The organism is Pseudomonas syringae pv. tomato str. DC3000, assembly GCF_000007805.1.
GTDB lineage: Bacteria > Pseudomonadota > Gammaproteobacteria > Pseudomonadales > Pseudomonadaceae > Aquipseudomonas > Aquipseudomonas avellanae.
In genome coordinates, this window is record NC_004578.1 from 4,052,092 (window position 1) to 4,078,578 (window position 26,487).

At 55.9% G+C, this 26,487-nt stretch carries 26 protein-coding genes; 16 read left to right on the forward strand and 10 right to left on the reverse strand.

The window, feature by feature from the left end:
* Positions 1–66: 66 nt before the first annotated feature.
* Entirely contained in the window at positions 67–1,512 is a 1,446-nt protein-coding gene (locus tag PSPTO_RS18555; protein WP_005765213.1) for a SulP family inorganic anion transporter, read from the reverse strand.
* Between the two features lie 143 nt (positions 1,513–1,655).
* Here PSPTO_RS18555 and ampC point away from each other — a divergent pair, with 143 nt between their 5' ends.
* Positions 1,656–2,807, forward strand: coding sequence for a class C beta-lactamase (ampC, locus tag PSPTO_RS18560; protein ID WP_005765215.1), 1,152 nt, complete (start codon positions 1,656–1,658; stop codon positions 2,805–2,807).
* Here ampC and ada read toward each other — a convergent pair.
* The gene (gene ada, locus PSPTO_RS18565; protein ID WP_007245293.1) at positions 2,800–3,906 is read right to left on the reverse strand and encodes a bifunctional DNA-binding transcriptional regulator/O6-methylguanine-DNA methyltransferase Ada; all 1,107 of its coding nucleotides are present in this window, start codon (positions 3,904–3,906) and stop codon (positions 2,800–2,802) included. The genes ampC and ada overlap by 8 nt on opposite strands.
* A gap of 268 nt (positions 3,907–4,174) precedes the next feature.
* Here ada and efeU point away from each other — a divergent pair, with 268 nt between their 5' ends.
* Genes efeU through efeO (PSPTO_RS18585) form a run of 4 tightly spaced genes read left to right on the forward strand, consistent with a single transcriptional unit; the run spans position 4,175 to position 8,447 of the window.
* A complete protein-coding gene (gene efeU, locus PSPTO_RS18570) occupies positions 4,175–5,029 on the forward strand; it encodes an iron uptake transporter permease EfeU (RefSeq protein ID WP_005765220.1) in 855 nt (284 codons plus the stop codon).
* Positions 5,030–5,037: 8 nt separating this feature from the next.
* The gene (efeO, locus tag PSPTO_RS18575) at positions 5,038–6,246 is read left to right on the forward strand and encodes an iron uptake system protein EfeO (RefSeq protein WP_011104624.1); all 1,209 of its coding nucleotides are present in this window, start codon (positions 5,038–5,040) and stop codon (positions 6,244–6,246) included.
* 24 nt (positions 6,247–6,270) lie between these two features.
* On the forward strand, positions 6,271–7,593 hold the full coding sequence (efeB, locus tag PSPTO_RS18580) for an iron uptake transporter deferrochelatase/peroxidase subunit (RefSeq protein WP_005765224.1): 1,323 nt from the start codon (positions 6,271–6,273) through the stop codon (positions 7,591–7,593).
* A gap of 29 nt (positions 7,594–7,622) precedes the next feature.
* Positions 7,623–8,447 carry an iron uptake system protein EfeO gene (gene efeO / locus PSPTO_RS18585; RefSeq protein ID WP_011104625.1) on the forward strand — a complete coding sequence of 275 codons (825 nt, stop codon included), beginning with the start codon at positions 7,623–7,625 and terminating at the stop codon, positions 8,445–8,447.
* A gap of 66 nt (positions 8,448–8,513) precedes the next feature.
* Here efeO (PSPTO_RS18585) and PSPTO_RS18590 read toward each other — a convergent pair whose 3' ends face one another.
* The 3 genes from PSPTO_RS18590 to PSPTO_RS18600 all read right to left on the reverse strand — a co-directional run bounded on the left by PSPTO_RS18590 (position 8,514) and on the right by PSPTO_RS18600 (position 10,579).
* Positions 8,514–9,284: a molybdopterin-dependent oxidoreductase gene (locus PSPTO_RS18590; protein ID WP_007245290.1), complete on the reverse strand. Its 771-nt coding sequence runs from the start codon at positions 9,282–9,284 to the stop codon at positions 8,514–8,516.
* Positions 9,281–9,901, reverse strand: coding sequence for a cytochrome b/b6 domain-containing protein (locus tag PSPTO_RS18595; protein ID WP_007245289.1), 621 nt, complete (start codon positions 9,899–9,901; stop codon positions 9,281–9,283). Before PSPTO_RS18595 ends, PSPTO_RS18590 begins: the two co-directional genes overlap by 4 nt.
* Before the next feature lie 72 nt (positions 9,902–9,973).
* Positions 9,974–10,579 carry a hypothetical protein gene (locus tag PSPTO_RS18600; RefSeq protein WP_003378210.1) on the reverse strand — a complete coding sequence of 202 codons (606 nt, stop codon included), beginning with the start codon at positions 10,577–10,579 and terminating at the stop codon, positions 9,974–9,976.
* Between the two features lie 170 nt (positions 10,580–10,749).
* On the opposite strand from PSPTO_RS18600, the gene PSPTO_RS18605 reads away from it, so the two are divergent.
* Together PSPTO_RS18605 and PSPTO_RS18610 are read left to right on the forward strand one after the other, a co-directional pair.
* Entirely contained in the window at positions 10,750–11,439 is a 690-nt protein-coding gene (locus PSPTO_RS18605) for a heavy metal response regulator transcription factor (protein ID WP_002554192.1), read from the forward strand.
* Positions 11,418–12,806: a heavy metal sensor histidine kinase gene (locus PSPTO_RS18610; protein ID WP_011104627.1), complete on the forward strand. Its 1,389-nt coding sequence runs from the start codon at positions 11,418–11,420 to the stop codon at positions 12,804–12,806. The genes PSPTO_RS18605 and PSPTO_RS18610 overlap by 22 nt, the downstream gene beginning before the upstream one ends.
* A gap of 18 nt (positions 12,807–12,824) precedes the next feature.
* On the opposite strand, the gene PSPTO_RS18615 is transcribed toward PSPTO_RS18610, so the two are convergent.
* Positions 12,825–13,493, reverse strand: a complete 669-nt coding sequence (locus tag PSPTO_RS18615; RefSeq protein WP_003378216.1) for a polysaccharide lyase family 7 protein — start codon at positions 13,491–13,493, stop codon at positions 12,825–12,827.
* Positions 13,494–13,546: 53 nt separating this feature from the next.
* Between PSPTO_RS18615 and PSPTO_RS18620 the strand changes: the two genes are divergently transcribed.
* A complete protein-coding gene (locus tag PSPTO_RS18620; protein ID WP_161797779.1) occupies positions 13,547–13,699 on the forward strand; it encodes a hypothetical protein in 153 nt (50 codons plus the stop codon).
* 386 nt (positions 13,700–14,085) lie between these two features.
* Here the strand turns inward: PSPTO_RS18620 and istB are convergent, their stop codons facing one another.
* On the reverse strand, positions 14,086–14,895 hold the full coding sequence (gene istB, locus PSPTO_RS18625; RefSeq protein WP_005741073.1) for an IS21-like element ISPsy4 family helper ATPase IstB: 810 nt from the start codon (positions 14,893–14,895) through the stop codon (positions 14,086–14,088).
* Positions 14,892–15,914 carry an IS21-like element ISPsy4 family transposase gene (gene istA, locus PSPTO_RS18630; protein ID WP_002551322.1) on the reverse strand — a complete coding sequence of 341 codons (1,023 nt, stop codon included), beginning with the start codon at positions 15,912–15,914 and terminating at the stop codon, positions 14,892–14,894. Before istA ends, istB begins: the two co-directional genes overlap by 4 nt.
* 73 nt (positions 15,915–15,987) lie before the next feature.
* Between istA and PSPTO_RS18635 the strand changes: the two genes are divergently transcribed.
* The 8 genes from PSPTO_RS18635 to PSPTO_RS18670 all read left to right on the forward strand — a co-directional run bounded on the left by PSPTO_RS18635 (position 15,988) and on the right by PSPTO_RS18670 (position 24,961).
* Positions 15,988–17,016 (forward strand): tyrosine-type recombinase/integrase, encoded by a 1,029-nt coding sequence (locus PSPTO_RS18635; RefSeq protein WP_226992642.1) that lies wholly within the window; start codon positions 15,988–15,990, stop codon positions 17,014–17,016.
* Positions 17,013–18,692: a hypothetical protein gene (locus PSPTO_RS18640; protein WP_011104630.1), complete on the forward strand. Its 1,680-nt coding sequence runs from the start codon at positions 17,013–17,015 to the stop codon at positions 18,690–18,692. The genes PSPTO_RS18635 and PSPTO_RS18640 overlap by 4 nt, the downstream gene beginning before the upstream one ends.
* A 453-nt stretch (positions 18,693–19,145) precedes the next feature.
* Positions 19,146–19,505 carry an IS66 family insertion sequence element accessory protein TnpB gene (gene tnpB / locus PSPTO_RS18645; RefSeq protein ID WP_003409203.1) on the forward strand — a complete coding sequence of 120 codons (360 nt, stop codon included), beginning with the start codon at positions 19,146–19,148 and terminating at the stop codon, positions 19,503–19,505.
* A 17-nt stretch (positions 19,506–19,522) separates the two neighbouring features.
* On the forward strand, positions 19,523–21,076 hold the full coding sequence (locus PSPTO_RS18650) for an IS66-like element ISPsy5 family transposase (RefSeq protein ID WP_003409202.1): 1,554 nt from the start codon (positions 19,523–19,525) through the stop codon (positions 21,074–21,076).
* Positions 21,077–21,108: 32 nt separating this feature from the next.
* Complete coding sequence (locus PSPTO_RS18655; RefSeq protein WP_226992643.1) at positions 21,109–22,074, forward strand: IS5 family transposase; 966 nt, start codon at positions 21,109–21,111, stop codon at positions 22,072–22,074.
* A gap of 213 nt (positions 22,075–22,287) precedes the next feature.
* Positions 22,288–23,856, forward strand: a complete 1,569-nt coding sequence (locus PSPTO_RS18660) for an integrase (protein ID WP_162491831.1) — start codon at positions 22,288–22,290, stop codon at positions 23,854–23,856.
* A 6-nt stretch (positions 23,857–23,862) separates the two neighbouring features.
* Positions 23,863–24,270, forward strand: a complete 408-nt coding sequence (locus PSPTO_RS18665; protein WP_080946545.1) for a TetR family transcriptional regulator — start codon at positions 23,863–23,865, stop codon at positions 24,268–24,270.
* Between the two features lie 424 nt (positions 24,271–24,694).
* Positions 24,695–24,961, forward strand: coding sequence for a hypothetical protein (locus PSPTO_RS18670; protein ID WP_046463358.1), 267 nt, complete (start codon positions 24,695–24,697; stop codon positions 24,959–24,961).
* A gap of 133 nt (positions 24,962–25,094) precedes the next feature.
* Here PSPTO_RS18670 and PSPTO_RS18675 read toward each other — a convergent pair whose 3' ends face one another.
* Positions 25,095–26,081: a caspase family protein gene (locus PSPTO_RS18675; protein ID WP_011104632.1), complete on the reverse strand. Its 987-nt coding sequence runs from the start codon at positions 26,079–26,081 to the stop codon at positions 25,095–25,097.
* The gene (locus PSPTO_RS18680; RefSeq protein ID WP_046463357.1) at positions 26,081–26,467 is read right to left on the reverse strand and encodes a TIR domain-containing protein; all 387 of its coding nucleotides are present in this window, start codon (positions 26,465–26,467) and stop codon (positions 26,081–26,083) included. The genes PSPTO_RS18675 and PSPTO_RS18680 overlap by 1 nt, the downstream gene beginning before the upstream one ends.
* Positions 26,468–26,487: the final 20 nt, after the last annotated feature.

Sequence of the window (26,487 nt, forward strand, 5' to 3'; positions counted from 1 at the left end):
CAGGCACACACCTTCGGTTCAGGAAATGACAGTCAGCCTACACAAGACAGGGCCTGGGCACACGGCTCAAGCGTGCTGCACGCCCGCGCGCTTGAGCAGACGCTTGCAGCGGTCGGACAAGTGCACCACCCGCAAATGCTTGCCCGCCTTGGCGTAGCGCTCACGCAAGGTTTTCAGCGCAGCAATCGCCGAGTAATCGACAAAGCTCAGGTGGCGACAGTCCAGTGTCACTTGCGCAGGGTCTTCAGAGGGGTTGAACTGGTCAAGAAAAGGCGTGGTCGAGGCGAAGAACAGCGTGCCGTGCAGGTGGTAGATCTTGCTGCCGTCTGCCTCGACATGGCTGTCGGCGTACAGCTCGCGGGCCTGCTGCCAGGCGAAGTTGATGGCGGCGATGATGATGCCGAACACCACAGCGGTGGCCAGATCGGTCAGCACTGTAACCACCGTCACCGCGATGATCGCCAGCACGTCGTTGACCGGCACCTTGCGCAACACGCGCAGCGATGCCCAGGCGAAGGTCTGCTGCGCGACCACGAACATCACACCCACCAGCGCTGCCAGCGGAATGCGCTCTATCAGCGGCGACAGAAACAGCACGAACATCAGGATCATCAAGCCCGCGACCACGCCGGAAACCCGACCGCGCCCGCCAGAACTGAGGTTGATGACCGTCTGGCCGATCATCGCGCAACCGCCCATGCCACCGAAAGCACCGGACACCATGTTGGCAGCGCCCAGCGCCACACACTCGCGGTCCGGGTAGCCACGTGTTTCAGTGATCTCGTCGGTGAGGTTCAGGGTCAGCAGGGTTTCCAGCAGGCCGACCAGCGCCATCAGGATCGCGTACGGCGCAATGATACGCAGGGTGTCGAGGTTCCACGGGATGTCCGGCAAAGCAAATACCGGCAGGCCGCCAGCGATGTGCGCCATGTCGCCCAAGGTGCGGGTCGGCAGGCCGAGCAGGTACACCGCCAGCCCGACACTGAGGATCGCCACCAGCGCCGGTGGTGCAACGCGGGTGATGCGTGGCAGCAGATAAACGATTGCCATGGTCAGCGCCACCAGGCCGAGCATCACGTACAGCGACGTACCGCTGAGCCACGATTCGCCGACCTTGAAATGCTCCAGTTGCGCCATCGCAATCACAATGGCCAGGCCGTTGACGAAGCCGAGCATCACCGAATACGGCACCAGCCGCACCAGCTTGCCCAACCGCAACAGCCCGAACAGAATCATGATCAGGCCGCCAAGCAGCACGGTCGCCAGCAGGTACTGCACGCCCTGCTGCACCACCAGCGCCACGATCACCACCGCCATCGAACCGGCCGCACCTGAGACCATGCCCGGACGCCCACCGAACAACGCGGTCAGCGTGCAAATGATGAACGCACCGTAAAGCCCCATCAGCGGGTTGAGATGGGCAACCAGCGCAAAGGCAATGCACTCGGGCACCAGCGCGAAGGATGTGGTGAGCCCGGCCAGGACTTCGGCACGCATACGGATAGTTTTCATGGTTTACCTGAGCGGCGTTCCGTGGAGGAAGCGCAAAAAAGTGGGCATATTACGCAAACCTTTAGCGACCGACCACCGCGGCAGGCCCCTGATGCAAGCCCGCTGATGATTGGCACACCCTCAAAACAACAAGGAATTACCCCATGCAACGCAATGGAACGCTGCTCTGCACAGGACTTCTGCTGGTCAGTTCAGTCGCGTTTGCCGAGGACAACTCTGCCGCCCTTGATACGTTGGTGCAGACAGAAGCGCGCAAGGTGATGCAGGAAAACAACATCACGGGCCTGTCCATCGCCATCACCCGTCACGGTAAGCAACAGTTCTACAATTATGGCGTTGCCTCAAAGGCCACGGGCCAGCCGGTGTCCAGCGATACGCTGTTCGAGCTCGGCTCGATCAGCAAAACCTTCACCGCCACGCTGGCCACCTGGGCGCAAGCCAACGGGCGATTGTCATTGACGCAAAGCATCGACACCTACATGCCGCCGTTGCGCGACACGCGCCTGGGCAAAATACCGGTGTTCCATCTGGGCACGCACACGGCGGGCGGCTTCCCGATTCAGGTGCCCGAAAAAGTGCAGAACACCCGGCAACTGATGGACTATTTCAAGGCCTGGCAGCCCGAATACCTGCCCGGGACGCATCGCACCTACGCCAACCCCAGTATTGGCCTGCTGGGAGTGATCGCCGCGCGCAGCATGAACATGCCATTTCAAGAGGCGATGCAACAACGCCTGTTCCCGGCACTGGGCCTGAATAGCACCTACGTCAACGTGCCCGACGACAAACAGACGCTTTACGCGCAGGGCTATAACACGCTCGACGAACCGGTCAGGGTCAACCCCGGCATACTGGCCGCCGAAGCCTATGGCGTGAAATCCAGCAGCCGCGACCTGATCCGTTTTGTCGAAGCCAACATCGGCCTCGGCCAGTACGACGCACCACTGCAACGCGCGCTCAGCGACACGCGGATCGGTTATTTCAAGGTTGGCGGCATGACTCAGGACCTGGCTTGGGAGCAGTATCCGACGCCGATTCATCTGGACGTGCTGCTTGCGGGCAATGCCAGCGCAATGCTGAACACGCAGAAGGCTGACGCTATCGAACCGCCGCTGGCAGCTCAGCCCACCGCCTGGGTCAACAAGACCGGCTCAACCAACGGTTTTGGCGGCTACGTGGCGTTCATAGCGCAGAAGCAACTCGGCATCGTGATCCTGGCCAACAAAAACTACCCGAACGAAGAGCGGGTCAAGCTGGCCTACCGGATTCTGCAACACGCCGAGCCGCTCAACTGAACAGCCCTGTGCCGCCGCCCGATTCGATGTCCAGCAGCTTGCGCTTGCGCTCGACACCCCAGCGATAACCGGACAACGAGCCATCACTGCGCACCACCCGGTGGCAGGGAATGGCCACCGCCAGCTTGTTGGCACCGCAGGCATTGGCGACGGCCCGAACTGCGCTGGGCATACCCAATTGCCGCGCGATTTCGGTGTAAGTGGCGGTCGATCCGGCCGGGATGTCTCTGAGCGCCTGCCATACCCGCTCCTGAAATACCGTGCCACGGATGTCCAACGGCAGCGTGAGACCGGTCGCTGGCGATTGAACAAAGCCGACGACGGTCGCAATCAGCGCTTCAAACTGTGCGTCTGCGCCGATCAGGTTGGCGTTGGGAAACTGGTCCTGAAAACCCTGAATCAGTGCATCGGGGTCATCCCCGAGGGAAATCGCGCAGATCCCCTTGCGGCTGGTCGCCACCAGAATCGACCCTAGCGAACTTTCACCCAACGCGAATCTGATATCGATGTTGGCGCCGCCGGCCCGGTATTCGGAAGGTTTCATGCCGAGCATGTTCTGCGAAGCCTCATAGAAACGACTGTTGGAGTTGTAGCCCGCCTCGTACAGCGCACTGGTGATGGTCACGCCCCGGGAAAGCTGGGCCTGCACCCGCGAGCGCATGGAAGCAGCGCCATAAGCCTTGGGCGTGAGCCCGGTAATTTTCTTGAACGTGCGGTGAAAATGAAAGCTGCTCATCCCGACCGCTTCTGCCAGCTCGGCCAGGTTAGGCATCGAATCGCAGGCGTCTATCGCTCTGCACGCGTCAGAGACTGCCGCCGCGTGCTTGAGATCGACGCTTTGCTGATCCTCAGCGCTGCGCATGGAGGGCCGAAAACCGGCGGCTTCGGCCTGGCTTGCACTGTCAAAGAACACGACATTTTCCGGCCGTGGCAGCCTGCTCGGGCTGCCGGGTGTGCAATAGACACCGGTCGTGCGCACCGCGTAGACAAAATCAGCACTCACCGCAGAACCAGAGCGGCGGTTGAGCAAAATATCCCAGCGCGGGTCATCTTCAGTACGCAGTGCCTGCTCTGGCGCCGAGGCGTTGATGCTGTCCATGTGTTGCCCTGCCTTGAGTTTCAGTGAGCCTATCCCTGTCAGCGCTGATAAGCACCCCGAGTCTTGCTTTCAAATTCACAACGGCACAGAAAAAAGCGCCAAGCGTAAAAATCAGCCAGCTGAACCTGACCTGAACAAGCTGCCAAAAAAGAGACGCAGACAAAAAACAACTACCCGCATTCAAGAATGAGTATCATTATGTTACGCAGTGTTTCCAGCTGATGGCTCGTCGAAACACCTTCACCCTTTAGTCTCGACCCGGTGGGATATGCTCGTTCCGTTTTTGATCATGCTGCGCGAAGGCATCGAAGCCGCCCTCATTGTTGGCATCATCGCCAGCTACCTGAAACAGACCGGCCGCGGCGAGTGGATGCCTGCGGTGTGGGTTGGCGTGTTCCTCGCCGCCGCCCTTTCGCTGTTCGTCGGTGGCGGGCTGGAATTGATGAGCGCTGAATTCCCGCAAAAGCAGCAGGAATTGTTCGAAGGCATTGTCGGCCTTATTGCCGTGGGCATTCTCAGTTCGATGGTGTTCTGGATGCGCAAAGTGGCGCGCTCGATCAAGCACGCGCTGCACGAATCACTGGACGCCGCCCTCGCCGGCTCGAAAAACCAGACCTACGCGCTGATCGCCATGGTGTTCTTCGCCGTGGCCCGCGAAGGGCTGGAAACCGTGTTTTTTCTGCTTGCCGTGTTTCAACAGAGCGAAGGCTCAAGTGCGCCACTCGGTGCCCTGCTCGGCCTGTTGCTGGCCGTCGGTTTCGGCGTGGCTATCTACAGCGGCAGCATGCGCCTGAACCTGGGCCTGTTTTTCCGCTGGACCGGGCTGTTCATTCTGGTCGTGGCGGCGGGCATCCTGGCCAACTCTGTGCAGGCGCTGCATGAAGCCGGCGTGTGGAATCACCTGCAAGGCGTGGTGTTCGACATCAGCGCGCTGCTGCCGATGGACGGCCCGGCAGGCTCGGTACTGGCCGGCATGTTCGGTTATCAGGATGCGCCGACGGTCAGCACCCTGAGCGTTTATCTGATCTACCTGATCGGGGCACTGGTGCTGTTTTTCATGCCGCACACCCCGAAGGCCGGCAAGCCGGTCCAGCCACACCCATCTTCTGTTACGAACGAATAAGGGCACCCATGTCTAACCGTCCCTCAGGGCTTTGCGAGAAAGCCAGGCCGCCCCGTGTCCTGCGATTGGCCGTCGCCGGCTCAGTGATCCTGATGATTGCCGCAGGCGGGCTGTTCTACTACGCCTCGCAAGTGGCCGCCAAAAAACGCGCAGCCAATGCCGGCACTGAAACCGTGGTCAACATTCACGCGCACAATTGCGAACCGAATGCCCTGACCGTGGCCGCTGGCAAGAATGCCTTCCGTATCGTCAACCGCTCCGAGCGGGCCGTTGAGTGGGAAATTCTCGACGGTGTGCTAGTGATCGAAGAGCGGGAAAACATCGCGCCTGGCCTGAGCCAGGTGATCAACGCCAACCTCGCACCGGGCGATTACGCCATCACCTGCGGCCTGCTCAGCAACCCGCGCGGCACTTTGCACGTGACACCGACCGCCGAGTCCGACGCCAAGGCCAAGGCGCGCCCGTCGATGACCGCGTTCATCGGCCCGCTTTCCGAATACCGCGTGTACCTGAGCCTGCAAGGTTCGGCGCTGATCAAAGCCGTGACCGCCCTGCAACAGGCCATTGACGCCGGCGACCTGAGCGCTGCGCAGGCGGCTTACCTGCCCGCCCGCGCAGCCTATCAGCGCATTGCACCTGCCGCACAGCGCCTGTCAGAACTGGACAATGCCATCAACGCGCGCGCCGATTACTACGAAAAGCGCGAGCAGGATCCGGGCTTTACCGGCTTCCACCGCGTCGAATACGCGCTGTTCGAGCAATGCAGCGTCGAGGGACTGTCGCCGGTGGCGCAGCGTCTGCAAAGCGATGTCACCCAGCTCAAGAAACAGCTGATGGCGCAATCACTGACACCCGAGCAATTGCCTGCCATCGCCACACGCACGATGCGCAGCCTGGCGGACGTGCGCAGCAATGGCGAAGAAGAGCGCTACAGCCACAGCGACCTCAACGGCTTTGCCGCCAATCTGGACGGCACGCGCAAGATTGTCGATCTGCTGCGTCCCTTGCTGACGCGTAGCGCAGGCGAGCTGTTGCAGAAAATCGATGCGGCAACTGCTGACCTGGACACCACGCTGAATGCGCTCGCCACCGCTGACGGCTATCGCCCTTACGATCAGGTGGACGCCACGCAGCGCCAGCAGATCACGGCCAAGGCTGGCGCACTGGCCGATGCACTCGGCGACATCGATTCGGCACTCGGCCTTTCTGACCTCTGATCCACCGGAGCACCGTACACCACGATGAAAACCCCAGACAGCAATCCAGACGCCACTAACGCCCCTGTTTCCCTGCAGCGTCGCCGTGTCCTGATGGGCCTCGGTGCCGCAGGTGCCGCGCTGGCTGGCAGCAGCCTGAGCGGCAACGTGCTGGCCGCCGCGCCTGCGCAGGTCACCGAAGCACCGAACAGCGAAAAGACACAGGACCACAACGACTTCCACGGCCTGCACCAGACCGGCATCGTCAACCCGCGCCCGGCCGCCGGCATGCTGGTGGCATTCGATGTGCTGGCCGCCGACCGTGACGACCTGGAACGCCTGTTTCGCACGCTGAACGAACGCATCGCGTTCCTGATGACCGGTGGCCCGGTGCCGGAGATCGACCCGAAACTGCCGCCGCCGGACTCAGGCATTCTCGGCCCGATCGTTACCCCGGATAATCTGACCATTACCGTGTCAGTGGGCGAGTCGCTGTTCGATGAGCGTTTTGGTCTGGCTGCGCTGAAGCCCCTACGCCTGAGCCGCATGACCGGCTTTCCCAATGACGCGCTGGACCCGGCCAGCTGCCACGGCGATTTGAGCATTCAGTTCTGCGCCAACACCGCTGACAGCAACATTCACGCCCTGCGCGACATCGTCAAGAACCTGCCCGACCTGCTGCTGGTGCGCTGGAAACAGGAAGGCACCGTGCCGCCCCAGGCACCGAAAAAACCCGGCCAGCCGGCGGAAAGCGCACGCAACTTTCTGGGCTTCCGAGATGGCTCGGCCAATCCGGATTCCAACAACCAGAAGACCATGAACGAACTGGTCTGGGTGCAACCGGGCAGCGACGAGCCGGCGTGGGCCGCCAACGGCAGCTATCAGGCGGTGCGCATCATCCGCAACTTCGTCGAACGCTGGGACCGCACGCCGCTGCAGGAACAGGAGTCGATCTTCGGCCGCAGCAAAACCACTGGTGCGCCCATGGACGGCAAGGTCGAGAGCGATGTGCCCAACTACGCGGCTGACCCCGAAGGCAAGAAAACCCGGCTGGATTCGCACATCCGCCTGGCCAACCCCCGTACTGCCGAAAGCCAGCGCAACCTGATCCTGCGTCGCCCGTTCAACTATTCCAACGGGGTGAACAAGAACGGCCAGCTGGACATGGGCCTGCTGTTCATCTGCTACCAGGCCGACCTGGAAAAAGGCTTTATCACCGTCCAGAGCCGCCTCAACGGCGAACCGCTTGAGGAATACCTCAAACCGGTCGGTGGCGGCTACTTCTTCACCCTGCCGGGGGTAACCGGCGAACAGGATTTCATCGGTCGCTCGTTGCTGGCGGCTGCATCGTCCACTCAAACCGCATGACCTACCCACTCCCGACCCGGAAGACACCCATGAAAAAGACGCCTCTGGCTTTGCTCCTGACGCTTGGCCTGCTTCAGACCCCGCTGTCCGCCTTCGCCGCCACCGCGCCGCTGGACCTGGTAGGCCCGGTTTCGGATTACAAAATCTACGTGACCGAGAACATCGAAGAACTGGTCAGCCACACCCAGAAGTTCACCGATGCGGTAAAGAAAGGCGACATCGCAACCGCTAAAAAACTGTACGCCCCGACTCGCGTGTATTACGAGTCGGTCGAGCCGATTGCCGAGCTGTTCAGTGACCTGGATGCCTCGATTGACTCGCGCGTCGACGACCACGAAAAAGGCGTGACGGCTGAAGACTTCACCGGCTTCCATCGCCTGGAATATGCACTGTTCTCGCAGAACTCCACCAAGGACCAGGGCCCGATTGCCGACAAGCTGTTGAGCGACGTCAAGGACCTGGAAAAGCGCGTGGCCGAGCTGACCTTCCCGCCTGAAAAAGTCGTCGGCGGCGCAGCAGCGCTGCTGGAAGAAGTGGCCGCGACCAAGATTTCCGGTGAAGAAGACCGTTACAGCCACACCGACCTGTACGACTTCCAGGGCAACATCGACGGCGCGAAGAAAATCGTCGACCTGTTCCGCCCGCAAATAGAGCAGCAGGACAAGGCCTTCAGCGCCAAAGTCGACAAGAACTTCGCCACCGTGGACAAGATCCTGGGCAAGTACAAGACCAAGGACGGTGGCTTTGAAACCTACGACAAGGTCAAGGAAAACGACCGCAAAGCCCTGGTCGGCCCGGTCAACACCCTGGCCGAAGACCTCTCGACCCTGCGCGGAAAACTGGGCCTGAACTGAGCTGAGGCGCCCCAAGAATGGGTTTTCTGCCCGGAGGGCGTGGGAGCGAAGCGTCGCCCTGCGCCCCTAGATCCCGCTGAACCAGTTGTAGCCCTGATCTTCCCAGTACCCGCCGGGGTTTTCGTTACTGACGAAAATCTCGACGATGTGCTTGGGGTTCTTGAAGCCCAGTTTGGTCGGCACCCGCACGCGCAGCGGGTAACCGTAGTCCGGAGGCAGCGCGACTTCGCCGAAGTCCAGCGCCAGCAGGGTCTGCGGGTGCAGCGCGGTGGGCATGTCCAAACTTGAGTAATAGCGGTCGGCGCACTTGAAGCCGACGAAGCGCGCCGTAGTATCCGCTCCGATGTACTCCAGAAACGTTTTCAGCGGCACACCGCCCCACTGCCCTATCGCGCTCCAGCCTTCAATGCAGATCAGCCGCGTGATGTCCGTGCGTTGCGGCAATTTGCGCAGCGCGTCTATCGTCCACGGCTGCTTGTCGCGTACCAGCCCGGACACCGCCAGCCGATACTCGGCAAGCTCCAGCTCAGGCACGTTGTATTCAGGGTAAAACGCATTGAACGGGAACGGGTTGGTCAACTGCGCCTTGGTATAAGTCGGGGCCAGTTTCTGGCCGTTGAACAGCCAGGCCTGAACCCGGTCGTTCCAGCGCGACATGGCCCACAGCACCTTGTCCACCTGATCACCGTCCTGCAGATTACAGCCGGTGAGCATCGACATAGCGCCTACGGTCAGCCCTGCGCGCAGGAACGAACGACGCTGGATATCGATCAGTTGGCTCTGCTGTGCAGGCTCCAGGCGAATACGCTGGGTGATGCGTTTACGAGGTTCGTTCATGGTTGAGCAGTTCCATCTTCGTTCGGCTGGCGGCCGCCGGTAATCATCGGTAACAAGGTACTGGGCACCAGCACGACCAACACCAGGTGAACCACGACAAACGCGCCGATCGCCGTCATCGCGCCAAAATGCACCCAGCGGGCAAAATCAAAACCGCCCAGCAAGGCAACCAGCCCCTGAAACTGCACCGGTTTCCAGATGGCCAGACCGGACACCACGACCAACACGCCCATAATCAACACCAGCCAGTACATCAAGCGTTGCACCGCGTTGTACTGACCTTTGACGTGGGCCAGGCGAAAATGCAGCGCGTCACTCATGTCGCGCTTTACCTCGGACGGCCGAACCGGCAACAGATCTCGCCTGAAATGGCGACTGAACACGCCGTACAGCACATAAATCAGGCCATTGACGACCAACAGCCACATCACCGCAAAGTGCCAAGCGATGGAGCCGCCCAGCCAGCCGCCGAGTGTCAGGAATTTGGGGAACGTGAATGGCATCAATGGCGATGCGTTATAAATGGCCCAGCCGCTCATGAACATGCAGACCATGCCCACGGCATTGACCCAATGCGTCAGGCGCACCGGCCACGGATGAATGGGGCGGGTTTTCATGCGCAGATCCCTCTAGATCAGGTGTAACCGAGGGTGTCAGCAGCAGCCTGCCACTGACAGCCTCGGCTGCGATTACATCGGCGGGGTAAAACCGTCCTTGCCGACTGCGACACCGCGTGCCGACTTGCCGTCATCGGCCGGGAACAGCACAACCTTGGCACCTTTGGTCAGTTGTTCTTTTTTGCCAGGCTCAACGTAGGCAATGGGCACGTCTTCCGGCACCACCAGCTTCTTCTCGCCACCTTCATATTTGACGGTCAGGGTGCGGCCGTTGGCTTTGGACAGGGTGCCCACGGTGCCATTGGTCATGGTGCCGGTGCTGCCGTCGGCATTTTCCCAGCCGTAGTGACCTTCACCGCTGCCTTTCAGGCTTGCTTCAAAGACCGTGACTTCCAGCGCTTTCAGCGTGCCGTCAGCCTGAGGAATTGCCGCAGAACCGACAAAGCTGTCGGCCTTGATCGACTCCAGGTCAGCCTTGGAAACCAGGCGAATGCCGGTCTTGTCAGTCAGTTGAATACTCTGATGCTCACCCGCACGGGTGGTGAAGTTCAACGTGTCGGCCTGAACGCTGTCAACCGTGCCGCGCATCGGCTTGACAACCTTCATGTCAGCAGCCTGAGTCATGACAGCAGCGCTGAGCAACAGCAGGCCGAACGTAGTAGAGAGTGCAGTCTTCATCGGTACTTCCTTGGCAGTTGATATCTGAAACCCATCCTTGCACCGCTACCGGCACCGCAGAATGACCGGGCAATGACATTTTTGTCATTCGCCGGACACCCCGTCGGCAACTGGTTAGACTTCGGCATCGGTGCACCGAGGGTGCCTGCAAAAGCGTAGCGGACAAAACGATGCATATCCTGCTGATTGAAGACGACACCAAGACCGGCGAGTACCTGAAGAAGGGCCTGGGCGAATCCGGCTATAAGGTGGACTGGACCCAGCACGGCGCCGACGGCCTGCACCTGGCGCTGGAAAACCGCTACGACCTGATCGTGCTGGACGTGATGTTGCCCGGTATCGACGGCTGGCAGATCATCGAAGTGCTGCGCGCCCGGCAGGACGTGCCGGTGTTGTTCCTGACCGCCCGCGATCAATTGCAGGACCGGATTCGCGGCCTGGAGCTGGGCGCCGACGATTACCTGGTCAAGCCGTTTTCCTTCACTGAACTGCTGCTGCGCATTCGCACCATCCTGCGCCGTGGCGTGGTGCGCGAGGCCGATCACTTTCATCTGGCCGACCTGGAACTCGACCTGTTGCGCCGCCGCGTGACACGTCAGCAACAGGTCATCGTGCTGACCAACAAGGAGTTCGCCCTGCTGCACCTTTTGTTGCGCCGCGAAGGCGATGTGCTGTCACGGGCACAGATTGCCTCGGAAGTCTGGGACATGAATTTCGACAGCGACACCAATGTAGTGGACGTCGCCATCAAGCGCCTGCGCAGCAAGGTCGACCTGCCCTACCCGGTCAAGCTCATTCACACCGTGCGCGGCATCGGTTATGTGTGCGAGGTGCGGCCATGCGACGCCAGCCTTCCCTGACCCTGCGCTCGACCCTGGCCTTTGCGCTGGTGGCAATGCTCACGGTCAGCGGCGCAGGCCTTTATCTCTACCAGTCCATCGAACAGACGGTGCTGCAACGCAGCGACCACGCGGTCCTGGCGCGGCTCGATCACTTTCGCAAACTGCTGCGCTACGACCTGACGATGGACAACCTCAAAGGCAGCCCGCAACTGTTCGAGAACATGCTCGACAGCGAGGAAGACATCTTTATTATCGGCGAGCCAGGCAAGCCGCCGGTGGTTTCGGTCAACCCGCAACACGCACCGCTGCCGGACTTGCCGACGGTTGCCCAGGATCAGCCGCTGCGGGTCGATGACCTGCGCAGCGGCATGAGTCTGCAAGGCGTGCCGTTGCGCGCGGCGGCGGCGCAAGTCATGTCCAACGGCGTCGAAGTGCGCTTGCAGGCCGCGCACCTGATGGTCAAGGAAATGGCCATGCTCGCCAGCTTCCGCCAGAGCATTTACATCGCCGTGGCACTGGCGTTTCTGATCACCGCCGTGCTGGGTTACGTACTGCTGCGACGCGGTCTGCGCCCGTTGCGCAAAATGGCCGCGCACGCTGCAGCGATCACCCCGGCCAGCCTGCACAAACGCCTGGACAGTCACGACACGCCTGTCGAGTTGCAGCAGTTGAGCAATGCCTTCAATGCCATGCTCGACCGGATTGACGACGGTTATCGACGCCTGATGCAGTTCTCCGCCGATCTGGCCCACGAGATCCGCACGCCGGTTGGCTCGCTGATGGGCCATTGCCAGGTGGCGCTGCGTCAGGACCGCAGCGTCGATGAATACCAGGCATTGCTGGCTTCCAATCTGGAAGAGCTGGAGCGCATCTCGCGGCTGGTCGAAAGCATTCTGTTTCTGGCCAGGGCGGACGAGGCGCAAGCGGCCCTGGAACGCCAGCCGCTCGACCTGCACGATGAATTGCAGCGCGTGGCCGGTTATTTCGAGGGCCTGGCCGACGAGCGCAATCTGAAGTTGAGCCCCAGTGGGCGAGGTACGCTGCTGGCCGATCCGATATTGCTGCGTCGCGCCCTGAGCAACCTGGTGGCCAACGCCATCCGTTATGCGGATGAAGACAGCGAGATTCTGATTCGTGTAGTGACCGTTGATCAGCAGTGGCGAATCGAAGTGGAAAACCAGGGGCCGGTGCTGCCACACGCCACCCTGGCCCGGCTGTTCGACCGCTTTTATCGTGGCGACGCCTCGCGCCATGAACGCTCAGACTCCAACGGCCTGGGGCTGGCCATCGTCACGGCAATCATGCACCTGCATGGCGGGTGTGTCGAAGTGGCGCAACCGGCTGTCGGCAGGATTTGTTTCAGTCTGGTGTTTCCGGCGGCCTGATCAACCGCCGGGTCACGATCAGGACTTCTTGTCGTGAGCGATTGCCAGCTTGTAGAACGTCGCCGAACCGCCCTCGGTGGTGTAGCCGGTATTGTCCTGGGTATAGACCCCTGCCTTGAAGTAGAACAGTTTGCTGCTCCAGGCCGAATCAAGCTTGGCGTACCAGACCGCGTCGAAAGCACTGACCGTCAGATCGCCGGAAGGCGACAGGTTGATGGTATAGCTGAACTGCTGATCAAGTGGCACACCCTGCGCGATGGTAATCACCTCGATTTCAGAATCCGGCGTACGACGGAATTTGGCGACGATATTGCCGGTTTTCAGTTTTTCCTTGTACTGATACTCCACCTTCAGCAACGGCTCGGTGCTCTGGTAGCAGTGAATCTGCCCGATCACGATTTTGCCGGTGGAAGGCACCTGATCGACTTCCAGCGTAGCGCGCAGAAAATTGTCGGCGCTCGAATAGGCCCAGTTGAAGACTCTGCCATCGGACGTCGTCTCGCGTAACTCGGAGCGCGGGTACTTGGCGTTCTCTGTCGTTGAACCGGTCACCGGTGCCCAGAAAAACAGCGTGTCCCCGGATTGAAAATAACCGTCCCGATACCCCTTGAGCAGCTTGGGCGTTTCGATGATGGTGGCGGGATCTCCGACAGGTACGGACAAATTCCAGGTGGCAAGATCGATCATGGGTTGCTCGCAAGGTACGCATCCGTACCGGCAAATAGGGCTCTGGAATGGGCGTGCTGGCCCGTTCCGTTCAAGCAGACTATCGGCTGAATCGTTTATTTTTTAAACAGCGCCGACAACTCGATGACGCCAAAAAACTGCCTGAAAAACCCAAATGCCACTATTTTGATGCCAATTTACCAATTGCGGCCAAGTGCCAGCTATAGGCTGCAGGTGCCGATTTATCTGCACGCGTCGATTCGGGTGCTGCGTCATTTTTTTGGAAGGAACATCACAAAACAGCCTGAACAAAGTGCTTATTTCCGACGAGCGGTAGAAACTATTTATCGGGGGCTTGCAATCAGTTAGGAGAGAAAACATTCTGACTCAATAGGCTACTTTTTCAGTCATCCTCAGATTCGGGATTGTCGCTATGGAGCTGGTCTGGGCAACATCATCGTTCAAGATTGCCGGTCATTCGTACGCAGGATTTCCAATCCTGCTTTGGGACAGCATGGCTAGCTGTGCGCCCGTCAATGAATTCCTTCGCGCTTCGTTGCTCAGGTGTCAACGCCAACTAAAAAGTGACCCCCTTCCGTGCTAAATCGCCAACTTAGTTTTGACCCCCCTCGGGTTCATATTTTCGAGCCGGTTCGGCCCGAGAAGATTTGGTTCCTGCTTTGCGCTTGTCCTTGAGTCGATAGCTTTCACCTGTCATCTGCACGATATGGGCATGATGTAACAGCCTGTCCAGCATGGCCGCTGTCAGTGTTTGATCATCCGCAAAGGTTCCGGCCCACTGGGTAAACGGCAAGTTACTCGTGAGGATCAGGCTGCCTTGCTCGTAGCGCTTGGCGACAACATTGAAGAACAGGTTGGCTTCATCACGACCAAACGGCAGGTAGCCGATTTCATCGATGACCAACAACCCAGGGGCCATCACCACACGACTGAAGTATTCCTTGAGCCGTTCCTGGCGGTGCGCAGCGGTCAGTTGCAGCATCAAGTCAGCCGCCGTGACGAAGCGGGTTTTGATACCGGCCATCACTGCCCGGTAGGCCAGGGCGATAGCCAGGTGGCTCTTGCCTACACCACTAGGCCCCAGGAACACGATGTTCTCGGCACGTCCAACAAAACTCAGTGCTGCCAGCTCCTGGAGCTGTGCCCGGGGGACGCCGGTGGCAAACGCGAAGTCGTATTGCTCCAGCGTTTTCACAGCGGGCAGCGCGGCAGTTTTCAGCAGGGCCTGTCGAGAGCGTTCACTTCGGGCATCGGTCTCGGCAGCCAGCAGCTTTTCGAGGAAGTCGGCAAAGCTGTCTTCGCCGCTTGCTGCTTGTTGGGCCAGGTGCGGCCAGTCCACCCCGACGCGCTCAAGCTTTAGCCCCTTGCATAGTTCTGTCAGGCGAGCATGTTGAAGGTTCATGCTCTCACCTCCAGCAGTTGCTCATAAACCGACAGCGGATGCTGCAAGCTCTCGTACGGCAGGACCCGTCCCAGGCGTAGGCCTTGGGCGGGTTGTGGGCGCAGGCTCTGTGTTGGCAGTGGTAATAGTACCTGCTGCTCTTGGGCCAGACGTACCGCCGGTTGAACACCCGTCGTGCCGTGAATCCGCTGATGAGCGACTTCGTCGAGCCATTGGCCGATATGTGCGTTGGCCGTCACCACATCCAGCGTCAGACCCGCACTCTTGAGCGTAGCGGCCAACGGGGTAATGAAACTGCCCTTCAGATACCCGTTGAAGCGCTCAACCTTGCCCTTGGTCTGGGCACGGTAAGGGCGGCAGACCTTGGGAATAAAACCAAACTCATCGGCCAGCGCAGCCAATCGGGGATGCCAACGGTGCTGGCCCTCCCCAAAAGCATCTCGCTCGGTGATGATGGTTCCGGCGTTATCAAACAATGCCTGCTCGGGCACGCCGCCAAAGTAAGCGAACGCCTCCCGAAGCCCTGTCAGCCAGGCTTCGCTGTCCTCTCGCTCGGAGAAACGGACAAAGCTTGCTCGACTAAAACCAAGTGTCGCCACGAACGCCTTAAGCGGCTGACGGCCTCGTCGAATGGTGGTGAAGTCCACCTGTATCTGCTTGCCGGGCAGTGTCTCGAAACGTACCACCGGCTCTTCTGCCTTACGTTTGAAGGGGCGAATATAAGCCTTCAGACGACTGACGCCGCCGCTGTACCCCAATGCCGTGATCTCACGCAGCAGGACGGTCGCCGGAATCCAGTGTGGGCGCGCCGCCTCAATACGCTCGTGCAGGTAGTCCTTGAAGGGGTCGATTTTGCACGGACGTGCGGGTCTCACCTTGTCACTGGGTAGCGACCGGGCCTTTCGCAGGTACTTGCGCACGGTGTTACGCGAAATACCCAGCTCACGGGCGATGAATTTGATGCCATGGCCCTGACGGGCCAACACTTTAATTTCCACAGACTGCTCCTGGGTCAACATATTGGCAGCTCAAAGCCGCCAGTTTTACCCAGGGGGGTCAATTCTAGGTTGGCGTTAGGGGGTCATTTTTACAGTGGCGGTGACACTCAGGGGAGAGATTGGCTCAAGGAGGTCATGGGAAAGTACAGGCCGGGCTCTTTACGATTACTTCAGCTTTCTCCAGGCGCATAGTCTCCACTGGAAGGACGTTGATCGTGGCGAGAAAAAGGATCTTGTCACCGGTTATAGGGATTACTGCCGGGATACATGCAGCCTTGCCACCTCAACGATACGGCAACGCGTGAGATATGTTTGTGAGTTTTACGACTTCTCATTAAAAAACAAATGGACTGAGAAGTTACCTTACAATGAAGTTTCGCGAGAGGTAAAATCCCGTTCTTTCAACTCTAGTCGTCATCCAATAGCGTCGAAAACAGTGCTCGTTAAAGACGTGCTGCCGGTGCTAACCAAGAGTCTGCCACGCTTCCTCAGAATGAGTGAAGTTAAAGAACTTCTGACACACGCCCAGAACCCCCACCATCGCATGATGATTCGGTTCGCTCTACATACAGGGATGCGCCAAGACGAGATCGCGTCGTTTCCCACTGCATACGTGTTTAACCCAGAAAAAGGGAAAAACACTTCACGCAACATTCAAATCCGCCTCGACCCTCGTGATGGAACAGGCATGCGTACCAAGAGAAGCAAGATGCGGGACATCTTCATCAGCAGACGATTCATGCTAGAACTCCATGCGTACCTGACGAAGATGCGTGGAGAACGATCCACACTGGCGAATTCCAATGCTAAGGAGCTTTTTCTGAATCACAGAGGCGAGCCTTATGCAGATTTCGGTAAAAGCATATGCCGAACAATACGCAATATCGGCAAGAAAGTCAGCATAGTCGTAAGCACGCATATGCTACGCCATACCTATGCTACGCAAACGCTTTTATCGCTACAGAAAAACAGCGAAATCGAGCCTCTGGTTTTCTTGCAAAGACAGCTCGGTCACAGCTCGATTCAAACTACAATGGTTTACTTGCATCTAGTCAACGCCTTAGCCGATGAAGCAGTTCTTGCGTATGACGACGAGTTAGCAAATCTTAGTGAGGTTGCATGACAGGTAAGAAGAAGACCTTCATAACGACGGATCTTTCCATTCCGGCCGTCAACCATAACTTTAGCACTGAGAATCAAACGCTCAAATTAACCGATCGGTTTCCGCCAGAAGTGACTCGAGTTGATATTGGTAAAAATGCCACGCGCATGAGGTGGATTGATTTTGAAAGATGGTATCGAGCTGACATTGATGAAATTGCGTACGCGTGTCAACGACAGATTGAACGATTTGTTGCAAGGCAAGATCGCGACATTGAGCCATCCACCGTTGCAAGCCTCTGCAAAGGTGGTTTAAGACACTTTCTAGACTACGTCATGCTGCGTGCTAAGGCTTACGAGCGTGAGTTGCGTCTGGCAGATGTTGATCGAAGTCTAATTGATGGATTTCTTGGTTATCTGAACGATCTGGCAATAAGCAGACAGTCCCAGCGATCCAACTTCACAGCTGCCAAGTCAATTTTAATGGCTTTATGTGCTCGTGGTCTGATTGCATATGTTGATTCTGGAGACCATGCCACGTTCCCAAAAAACCCTTTTCCAAACACTCCAAAAACAGATGGGCCGTCGCCTATTCCCAAGCGTCAACGTCAAGAAGTAGCGGCTGCGTTGAAATTAGCAACCGCGCCTATTTGGAAGGATGATGTAGTTATCACGAGCTCTTTACTCTCGTATGCGTTGTTAACGATTGCTCTGCACACCGGCCGTAACACAACTCCACTGCTGGAAATGGATAGAAACTGCCTGCGGGCACATCCTAAAGACAATCTTACTTTTCTAGTGCTCTGGAAGCGCAGAGGCCACACGTCATACAAATCTACACTTCGTTCCCCACCTCCACAAGATCGAGCGCTTGAGTCCATTCCGACCGTTAGAACAAACATCGAACAACTCATACGCAGAGTTCTGCACCTGACCAGTGGCCTGCTCAGCGACGCACCGGAGGACATCGCCAATCGCGCCTGGATTTATCGTGGACAGGCTGCGTCCGCACGGGGAAAGGTAGTCGAGCTAAACGATGCCATGCTGAAATTCGCGATTCAGAAACTAGTTAAGGAGTATGACCTTAAGGACACAGATGGAAAGCCATTGCAGCTGAATGTTTCTAGACTGCGCAAAACATTTGCAAACCGTATTTATGAATTGCTTGGCGGAAATATTCAACTTACCGCAATTGCACTAGGCAATACACCCGCTGTGACAGAGCAAGACTATCTAAGGCCAACCACCGAATCCAAGCGAAACTGGAAGTTTATGGGCGAGTTTTTAGTTCGGGAACTCATGACCAAAACTATTGGTGCAACGTTTCACCCCACCCCCGTTGGAAAATGCAGAGATCCTGAAGAAGGCCAGTTCGCACCAAAATCTAGCGGAGGGGTATGTTTTTCCTTCCTCAACTGCGTGCGCTGCAAGCATTACGCGGTGACAGCTGACGATCTTTACAAGCTGTTCAGCTTTTACTATCGAATTTATTCTGAACGATCGAGCATAGGCAAGATACGTTGGGAGAAAGAACTAAGCCATATCCCTCGCCTTATCGACAACTACATCATCGAAGAAGGTTTGCGCAGGAAAATATTTAAACCTGAAGAGGTCGAGATAGCGCGAACTCGCGCCAGAAATACTCCGCACCCGTTTTGGACCTGCGATGCATTGAACTCATTAGAGGCATTTCTTTGAACGCAAGTATTGATGACCCAAATCTAGATGACCACTGGGAGCAATCTTTCCCTGTCAATATCGAGCAAATCCCTGCCAATGAGCGTGATCTAACTATCATAAGCGCTATCAAGGTCGAAGGTTTATGGGTAGTCACTAGCCGATTGGGTGACTCAACGTGGAGATTAAACGGATTTCCATCGAACGTTCCCTACCACGCTAGGGAAGTCGATTTCAACAGACTTCCTATTGAGTTCCAACCTGTTATTAAGGAGGCGCTGCAAAAATAGCCAACTGTCCCCACCCTTGGCACACTAAGTTCCTTCAACCAGCCTCCCTCTCCGTGAGCGTTACGCGCGTGCAGAAAACCTTCTCCGAACTCGAATATACCGTATCCGATCCACGAACCCCACATTTCAAGCCACTGGCTGACGCCTGATGCTGTGCTCCCGTTTTCTTTCAGGAGCCAGCACCATGATGCGACCCGACGCCAAAGTCGAGAAAGTCTACCTCTATCCCAAACCCGTGGATTTCAGAAAATCCATCGATGGCTTAGCTGCTTTGGTCGAGTTGGATATTAAAGTGGCGGTCTTTGATCCGGTGCTCTTTGTCTTTCTCAACAAATCCCGGAATCGAGTGAAGATTTTGTATTGGGAGCGTAACGGCTTCTGCCTTTGGCTCAAGCGTCTCGAGTCCGAGCGTTTCAAAATCTCGCCAGATGATGTCGACGAAGCCATTGTGCTGACGGTTCAGGAATTGAATTGGCTGCTGGATGGATTTGATCTGTGGCGCAACCGTCCTCATAAGATTTTGACTCCAAGGTTTGTTGCCTGACGGGTATAATCCAGGGCATGCGACCATTGCCCGACAACCTTCCTGACGATCCCGTATTGCTCAAACAGATGCTGCTTGAGAGCTACGAAGCACGCTCGCGCGAACAGGAAGTTAAAGACGCCTACGCCACTCACATCGTTGATCTCAAAGAGCAGATCAAGCTGCTGCGTGACCGTATTTTTGGTCGAAAGTCCGAACAAACCGTCGAGCCTAATACCCCTCAACTTGCCTTGTTCAATGAACCTGAAAGCGAGCCTATGCTCCCGGTCGGCGATGCTGATGAGGAAGTAGTTGCTCCTGCGCCACGCCGTGGCAAGCGCAAGCCACTGTCGGCTGATCTGCCGCGCATTGAAGTCATCCACGAGCTGCCCGAACACGAACTGACCTGTGCCTGCGGTTGCCGCAAGCATGTCGTCAGCGAGGAAACCAGCGAGCAACTGGATATCGTGCCGATGCAGATTCGGGTGATCAAACACATCCGCAAAGTCTACGGCTGTCGTGGCTGTGAGTCGGCACCGGTCACAGCCGGCAAGCCTGCGCAGTTGATTGAAAAGAGCATGGCCAGCCCCAGCGTGTTGGCCATGCTGCTGACCACCAAGTATGTCGACGGCTTGCCGCTGCATCGTTTTGAAACGGTGCTAAGCCGACATGGCATAGAAATCCCGCGTCAAACGTTGGCCCGCTGGATTATCCAGTGCGGCGAACATTTGCAGCCGCTGTTAAATCTGATGCGTGATCGATTGCTGGAAAGCCCGGTCATCCACTGTGACGAAACCCGCGTTCAGGTACTGAAAGAACCAGATCGAGACCCGACCAGCCAATCCTGGATGTGGGTACAGGCCAGCGGGCCTCCAGATCATAAAGTCGTATTGTTCGACTACACTTCCAGCCGCGCGCAGGACGTACCGTTACGGCTGCTGGAAAGTTATCGCGGCTATGTGATGACTGATGATTACGCGGGCTATAACGCGCTGGCGTTACAACCGGGCGTGGAGCGCTTGGCGTGTATGGCCCATGCGCGGCGCAAATTTGTCGAAGCACAAAAAGTGCAACCTAAAGGCAAGACCGGGCGTGCCGATATCGCGCTGACGATGATCAATAAGCTGTACGGTATCGAGCGCGAATTGAAAGACGGCAGCGACGAACAGCGCTTTACCGGTCGGCAGGAGAAAAGCCTGCCAATCTTGGCTCAGTTGAAAAGCTGGCTGGATAAAACTCAGTCCCACGTGACGCCGCAAAGCGTGCTGGGCAAGGCAGTTGGTTATCTGGCGAATAACTGGAGTCGGCTGAAGCGTTACGTGGAAGCCGGCTTTTTACCGATCGACAACAACCCGGCAGAGCGCGCAATAAAGCCGTTTGTTATTGGGCGCAAAGCCTGGCTGTTCAGCGACACGCCTAAAGGCGCCACCGCCAGTGCACAGATCTATAGCTTGGTCGAGACCGCCAAGGTCAACGGCCAGGAGCCCTATACGTGGCTGCGCCACGTACTGGAGAGGTTGCCACTTGCGCAGTCGGTGGCCGACTATGAGGCGTTGCTGCCGTGGAACTGCTCACCGGAAATGCCAAGATAAACGGAAGCCGCATCTGATGGTAGGTGTGGTTGGTGGATCGCTTACAATATACCGGCAAGAAAAAGCAGACTCGCCGAGATCGCTTCCTGGCTGACCTTGAACAGTTGGTGCCCTGGGCCCAGCTGGAGGCGCAAGTGGCGCCGTTTTATAGCAACACCGCAGGCAAGCGCGGACGCCCTGCGATAGGGGTGTCGCGCATGTTGCGCATGTACGTCGTGCAGCAGTGTTTCGGTTTCTCCGATGAAGGTTGCGAAGATGCCGTCTACGACAGCCAGGCCATCCGCGGTTTTATGGGTATCGACCTGGGTCGCGAGTCGGCACCGGATGCCACCACCTTGCTGCGTTTTCGCCGCTTGCTGGAAACCCATCAGCTAACGCGGCTGCTGTTTGAAACGATTAACCAGCATCTGGCCAGCCGGGGGCTGCTGCTCAAGGAAGGCACTATCGTCGACGCTACCCTGATCGCCGCGCCGCCCTCGGTCAAGAACCGAGAAGGCAAGCGTGATCCTGAGATGCATCAGGCCAGGAAAGGCAATCAATGGCACTTCGGGATGAAGGCCCACATTGGTGTAGACGCCACGTCGGGGCTGGTGCACAGCGTAGTAGGGACGGCCGCTAACGTGGCGGATGTCACCCAGGTTGGCCAGTTGCTGCACGGTGACGAAACCTATGTTTCGGGTGACGCTGGATACACCGGTGCGGCCAAGCGACCGGAGCATGCTGAACGGGACGTTATCTGGTCGATTGCAGCACGGCCAAGCAGTTACAAGCAGCACGGCGAAGGCAGCGTGCTGTATCGGGTCAAGCGTAAAATTGAATATGCCAAGGCGCAACTGCGCGCCAAGGTCGAGCACCCCTTCCAGGTAATCAAGGTGCGCTTCAATCATCGCAAGGTTCGCTACCGTGGGCTGGAAAAGAATACAGCGCAGTTGTTCAGTTTGTTTGGGTTGGCCAATCTGATGCTGGCCAAGCGGTATTTGCAACAGGCGGCAGGATAAATCCGTCTGAAAGGCGGGACTGGCCCGCCAATCAGCAAAAGGAGGGCAGAAATCTGCCCGAGAAACGCAAAGCAAGGCCGGCAGGTTGAAAAAAACCGGCTTGGAAATGAAGACGGTGCGAACGGGTTAATTTTTCAGCGTCTCCTTAAGTTAATTCTGTTTAGGTATATGAGAAGAGGTTTGCCTGGACAAAAGCGGCCAAGTGCAAGTACCGTGCGAAACCTTTTTGAGAACTTTCTACCATTCGTCCATTATTTGAAATCCATTCAAATTACCAGCATGGCTTCTGTGGTTACGTTGGCATGTACTTCCTACATCCAAACCTGTTACTCAATAATCCAAACCAATCGCTACAAAGGTAAACCGCTGTCTGCGAGCTCATTAACGCGACGCTTTGCTGCAGTTGAAGCAATATATGAACTGAGTCAGTACACTGCTGACCCAATGCCTCGGCATCCCTGGCCAAATGGAGCCGCTGCATCAATCGCTCGGGCATCCAGCGCTTTGGCTAATAGCACCTCGGGCAAGACACCAATTATACCTGATGATGTTTTCTGCGCATTATTCAGTGCCGCGCACCAAAACATTACAAAAGGCAGCTGGCTCTTAGATCTTCGAGATGAGTTGGATAGTGTCGCGCTCTCCCTGCAGCATCAAGTGTTCAGGATGACCCAATCTGCCCAGAATCGTCGGCTGACTGAACGCGGCTGGATTGGAGGATTGGTGGCGTTCAACTTGGCCCTGCTTGACCTCAGGACATCATGTTACATCGTGCTGGCAAGCGTTTCTGGCTGTAGAAACCATGAGCTAGCAAATCTTAAAACTGGTAGCCGGCATTCTACAGAAGGCGATGACGGCACGGTTTATCATTGGCTCAGGACCGAAACACAGAAAACGAAAAGTGGTATCCACGATTGGATGGTTCCGGAAATTGCGATAACAACGCATGAACTGCTGGAGCGGTGGGCTGTACCATACCAGCAGCGCATTGAAGCGGAAATAAACCTGCGAACAATTCAAAACCCCGCCGATCCGCTAACTGCGGAAGCCATGTTACACCGAGATTCACTATTTTTAGCGACCATGAGTGATAACATTCGCGTTATCCGAACGCTGACCGGTTCAACATGGAATGAGAACCTAAAAAGGTTCTCCAGGCGCGCTGGACTGTCGTGGGATCTCGCGACGCACCAATTTCGACGAAAGTTTGCAAATTATGCAGCGCACAGTAGGTTTGGTGATCTCAGATATCTTCGTCAGCATTTCACCCATTGGTCTATGAATATGACACTAGGTTATGCCATGGATCAAGACTGGGGTCAGCATTTCGACTTGGATTTGTTTGATGAGATTGAGTCTGAGCTCGGGGATATCAAAACCGATACAGTCAGCCAGTGGCTAGAGTCAGACTCGCTGAGTGGCGGATACGGAAAATCGTTAGGTCGCTGGAAACGAGATCCTAATAATTTAACTTTATTCAAGGATCATTCTTCGATGGTTAAAGCGATAGCCGAAAGTACTGCTATTCGAAGCAACGGGCACGCCTGGTGTACCGCTGATGATGACCGTTGTGTTGGCAACTCGACTGAACGTACCCGCTGCGGTGGCTGCACAAGTAGTGTTGTAGGCGCACAGCACGCAAGTGTATATAGCTCTGCTGCGGACCAGTTGATAGACCTTCTACAGTACGATGACATTGGTGAAGGCGGACGCCGCCGGGTTCTCCGCGATCTAGAGCGTTGCAAGACAGTGTTACTAGAGCTCGGCTATATTCAGGAGTGAAAGGTCATGACTACTACACGCAAGCCTGCTGACAGCCGTAAAAAAGATTTAGAACTCGCTCTTCTGCGCATTCAACGCGGTCGCTCACGTTCAGGGGAAACACGAATAACGATCGCAGCTGTGGCACGAGAAGCCGGTGTTTCCACCGCTCTGATTCACAATCACTATCCTGGTATCGCTGAAGCCATTCGTGATGCTCAAGGACGTAGCAGCCGAGTTCAGCGTGAAGTTAAGCATCAGGATCTGATCGCTGAGCGCGAAAAAAATACTCTGTTGCGTGATGAGAGGCAGAAATTATTGGTCAAAATCGCTGATCTAGCTTCTTTAAACGAGATGCTAGCTGCAGAAAATCGTGAGCTACGAGCTAACCAATCTGTATCAAATCTTACCATTTTGCATCCCAAAGATAGCTGAAATTTCGTGAGTTATACGTAGCGACTGCTTCGCAAATCGGGCTAAGGTCAGTCACTGTTCTAATCAGTCAATGGCATTCGGGCTGAGCAAGCTTCTGCACCGAATGTAACCAGTATCATTCGTGTCCTTCATCGGTAGAGGTCGACCTGAAATTGACAACGCGTCATCTGCAACCGGCAACTATCAGTCATTCCGCGTGTCAAAAAAAGGGCATTTAGATGGCAAAGACGGGTGTAAGCCTGCGCTTCTAGTTCGTTTCGGCTGTACAGGATTGGATTGATAACGTACGTAATAAACTAGAATCGTGATGAAAAACACGGTATTTTGAACTGAGTTGAATCTAGAGCCCCCAACTTACTTTATAAGTCGCGACAGTTTTGCATCTCAGAAATTACTAAAATTTACCGGACAAAGGAGCAGACAAATGTTAGCGCAAAATTTATTGGAACTACTAGAGCCACTAGCCGCAATCGAACATGATCGCTGGGCACATTGGCAGAAATATCTTCACTCTCAGTGCTCAAAGAATGATGACGGTTCCCTGACGATTCCTCGCGAACTAGTCTATAGATGGGAGCGGCAAATGGAAACGCCATACCTAGAACTTTCAGAAAAAGAAAAAGATAGCGATAAAGAGCAAGTGATGCGCTATTTAAATTTCATCATAAAGCAAACCAAACTAGACAGCTAGCTTTAAAGCACAACAATTGACTCTCTTACCAATGAGAGGTTTTTTGAAGGCAGGAGGGAGACTACTGCAAGGTCTCCTTCCTGAGTGTCGTATGTTTTACTGCCTCCCATATCCAGCAGGAGACAAACTAAAATTATATTCTTTTCATCTCTGCTAGTTTTCTATAATGCGCCCCAAGGCCTGTCAACTTGCATCCCGTCGAGTTGATGGCAGCGTAAAACATATGGTCAGCATCTACAGGCACTACTAGTCCGTAACGATTACATTTTTGGAGCTCTTTAAAGATATTTACATGTTCATCATTAACCGGTAAATGCCTAAACTCCTCTGGCACGTTTATTCTGTCGGGCTCAAAAGACGGATCAAGCGCAAATATATCAGTCTTGTTTGGAAAGTATGTAACCAGCCTTCGCAAAACATCTTTTGGGACTTTCGGCTCAACTTTTCGCAATGTTACAAAGTGTTGAACATTTGCTTTATACATTGGCCGCTGCTCCCATGGCCCAAGGGTTTGATCCACATGGGAATAAATTGCGGCTGGCGTGATGTTGCCTAGAATATCCGAACAGCCGCCCCTAAGACCATCAAGCAAAATATCCGTGAAAATCCCCCGACCATCTTCCTCCATTGCGCCACCTTCGCGATGGCTCGCAGTCAATATAGTGACCCCAGTACCGATAGCTGAGGCATTACCATCAACTCCTGCCACTTCTCCAGCGTAACCCGAATGGCAACAATCAAGGATGATCACGCAAGACTTTATCTTCGGATGAGCTTTATTTGCCAGTCCAAGAATTTCAGAAAGTGAAGTACCCCAGGCGCCTCGACGCCCATCACAACTTACAATATATCCCGCATTTGTCTCAGGAACGATGATTCCATGCCCAGCGAAATATAGAAGCGCTGTATCAGCTTCTCCGCTGAATAGCTCAGAGATCGCGTTAATCAGCGATTCACTCGTTACATCCTGCTCATTGCTAACCAATTTAATAACAGAAAAGTTAGGATCGCCATTTCCATCATTCTCCAGAAGTTCAGCAATAGCAACTGCGTCATTGACACAACCCATCAGCGGGGCAGTAGGATAATTATCTATGCCAATTACCAAAGCCTTTTTCATTATCGTCCCCCGCCGATCAAAACCTTCAGGTTATCCCAAGTCCAGTTATAAATTTTGTCGCTTAGTAATGCCGCTTTGGGTTTTACACATACAGCTTCGGAGTAGCCTTTTAGGAAAAAATACGGAACCCCCTCTTCCTGAGCAATTTTTACTTCAGCACTTACTCCGACGGCCGTATCGGTTTTCACACCACATAATACGCAAACGACATCAACTGCTTTAATTCTCGCTCGAGCCTTTGCCTTCCAGTTGTCATCAATGTGTTCTTTGATCGACCAGTCCGCTAGATCAAAAGGGCTGTCATCAAGCTTCGCTTGGCCGACGAGAAAAGTTTTCAAGACTACATCGTTGTCGTAATCGAAAGAAATGAATACGCGCGTTTTCATTGAATAACTCCATGTTTTTA

Bases quoted from the DNA above. Each gene is read 5' to 3' on its own strand.
- PSPTO_RS18555 (WP_005765213.1), bottom strand. From the start codon at position 1,512: ATGAAAACTATCCGTATGCGTGCCGAAGTCCTGGCCGGGCTCACCACA.
- ampC (WP_005765215.1), top strand. From the start codon at position 1,656: ATGCAACGCAATGGAACGCTGCTCTGCACAGGACTTCTGCTGGTCAGT.
- ada (WP_007245293.1), bottom strand. From the start codon at position 3,906: ATGGACAGCATCAACGCCTCGGCGCCAGAGCAGGCACTGCGTACTGAA.
- efeU (WP_005765220.1), top strand. From the start codon at position 4,175: ATGCTCGTTCCGTTTTTGATCATGCTGCGCGAAGGCATCGAAGCCGCC.
- efeO (WP_011104624.1), top strand. From the start codon at position 5,038: ATGTCTAACCGTCCCTCAGGGCTTTGCGAGAAAGCCAGGCCGCCCCGT.
- efeB (WP_005765224.1), top strand. From the start codon at position 6,271: ATGAAAACCCCAGACAGCAATCCAGACGCCACTAACGCCCCTGTTTCC.
- efeO (WP_011104625.1), top strand. From the start codon at position 7,623: ATGAAAAAGACGCCTCTGGCTTTGCTCCTGACGCTTGGCCTGCTTCAG.
- PSPTO_RS18590 (WP_007245290.1), bottom strand. From the start codon at position 9,284: ATGAACGAACCTCGTAAACGCATCACCCAGCGTATTCGCCTGGAGCCT.
- PSPTO_RS18595 (WP_007245289.1), bottom strand. From the start codon at position 9,901: ATGAAAACCCGCCCCATTCATCCGTGGCCGGTGCGCCTGACGCATTGG.
- PSPTO_RS18600 (WP_003378210.1), bottom strand. From the start codon at position 10,579: ATGAAGACTGCACTCTCTACTACGTTCGGCCTGCTGTTGCTCAGCGCT.
- PSPTO_RS18605 (WP_002554192.1), top strand. From the start codon at position 10,750: ATGCATATCCTGCTGATTGAAGACGACACCAAGACCGGCGAGTACCTG.
- PSPTO_RS18610 (WP_011104627.1), top strand. From the start codon at position 11,418: ATGCGACGCCAGCCTTCCCTGACCCTGCGCTCGACCCTGGCCTTTGCG.
- PSPTO_RS18615 (WP_003378216.1), bottom strand. From the start codon at position 13,493: ATGATCGATCTTGCCACCTGGAATTTGTCCGTACCTGTCGGAGATCCC.
- istB (WP_005741073.1), bottom strand. From the start codon at position 14,895: ATGAACCTTCAACATGCTCGCCTGACAGAACTATGCAAGGGGCTAAAG.
- istA (WP_002551322.1), bottom strand. From the start codon at position 15,914: ATGTTGACCCAGGAGCAGTCTGTGGAAATTAAAGTGTTGGCCCGTCAG.
- PSPTO_RS18640 (WP_011104630.1), top strand. From the start codon at position 17,013: ATGACAGGTAAGAAGAAGACCTTCATAACGACGGATCTTTCCATTCCG.
- tnpB (WP_003409203.1), top strand. From the start codon at position 19,146: ATGATGCGACCCGACGCCAAAGTCGAGAAAGTCTACCTCTATCCCAAA.
- PSPTO_RS18650 (WP_003409202.1), top strand. From the start codon at position 19,523: ATGCGACCATTGCCCGACAACCTTCCTGACGATCCCGTATTGCTCAAA.
- PSPTO_RS18665 (WP_080946545.1), top strand. From the start codon at position 23,863: ATGACTACTACACGCAAGCCTGCTGACAGCCGTAAAAAAGATTTAGAA.
- PSPTO_RS18670 (WP_046463358.1), top strand. From the start codon at position 24,695: ATGTTAGCGCAAAATTTATTGGAACTACTAGAGCCACTAGCCGCAATC.
- PSPTO_RS18675 (WP_011104632.1), bottom strand. From the start codon at position 26,081: ATGAAAAAGGCTTTGGTAATTGGCATAGATAATTATCCTACTGCCCCG.
- PSPTO_RS18680 (WP_046463357.1), bottom strand. From the start codon at position 26,467: ATGAAAACGCGCGTATTCATTTCTTTCGATTACGACAACGATGTAGTC.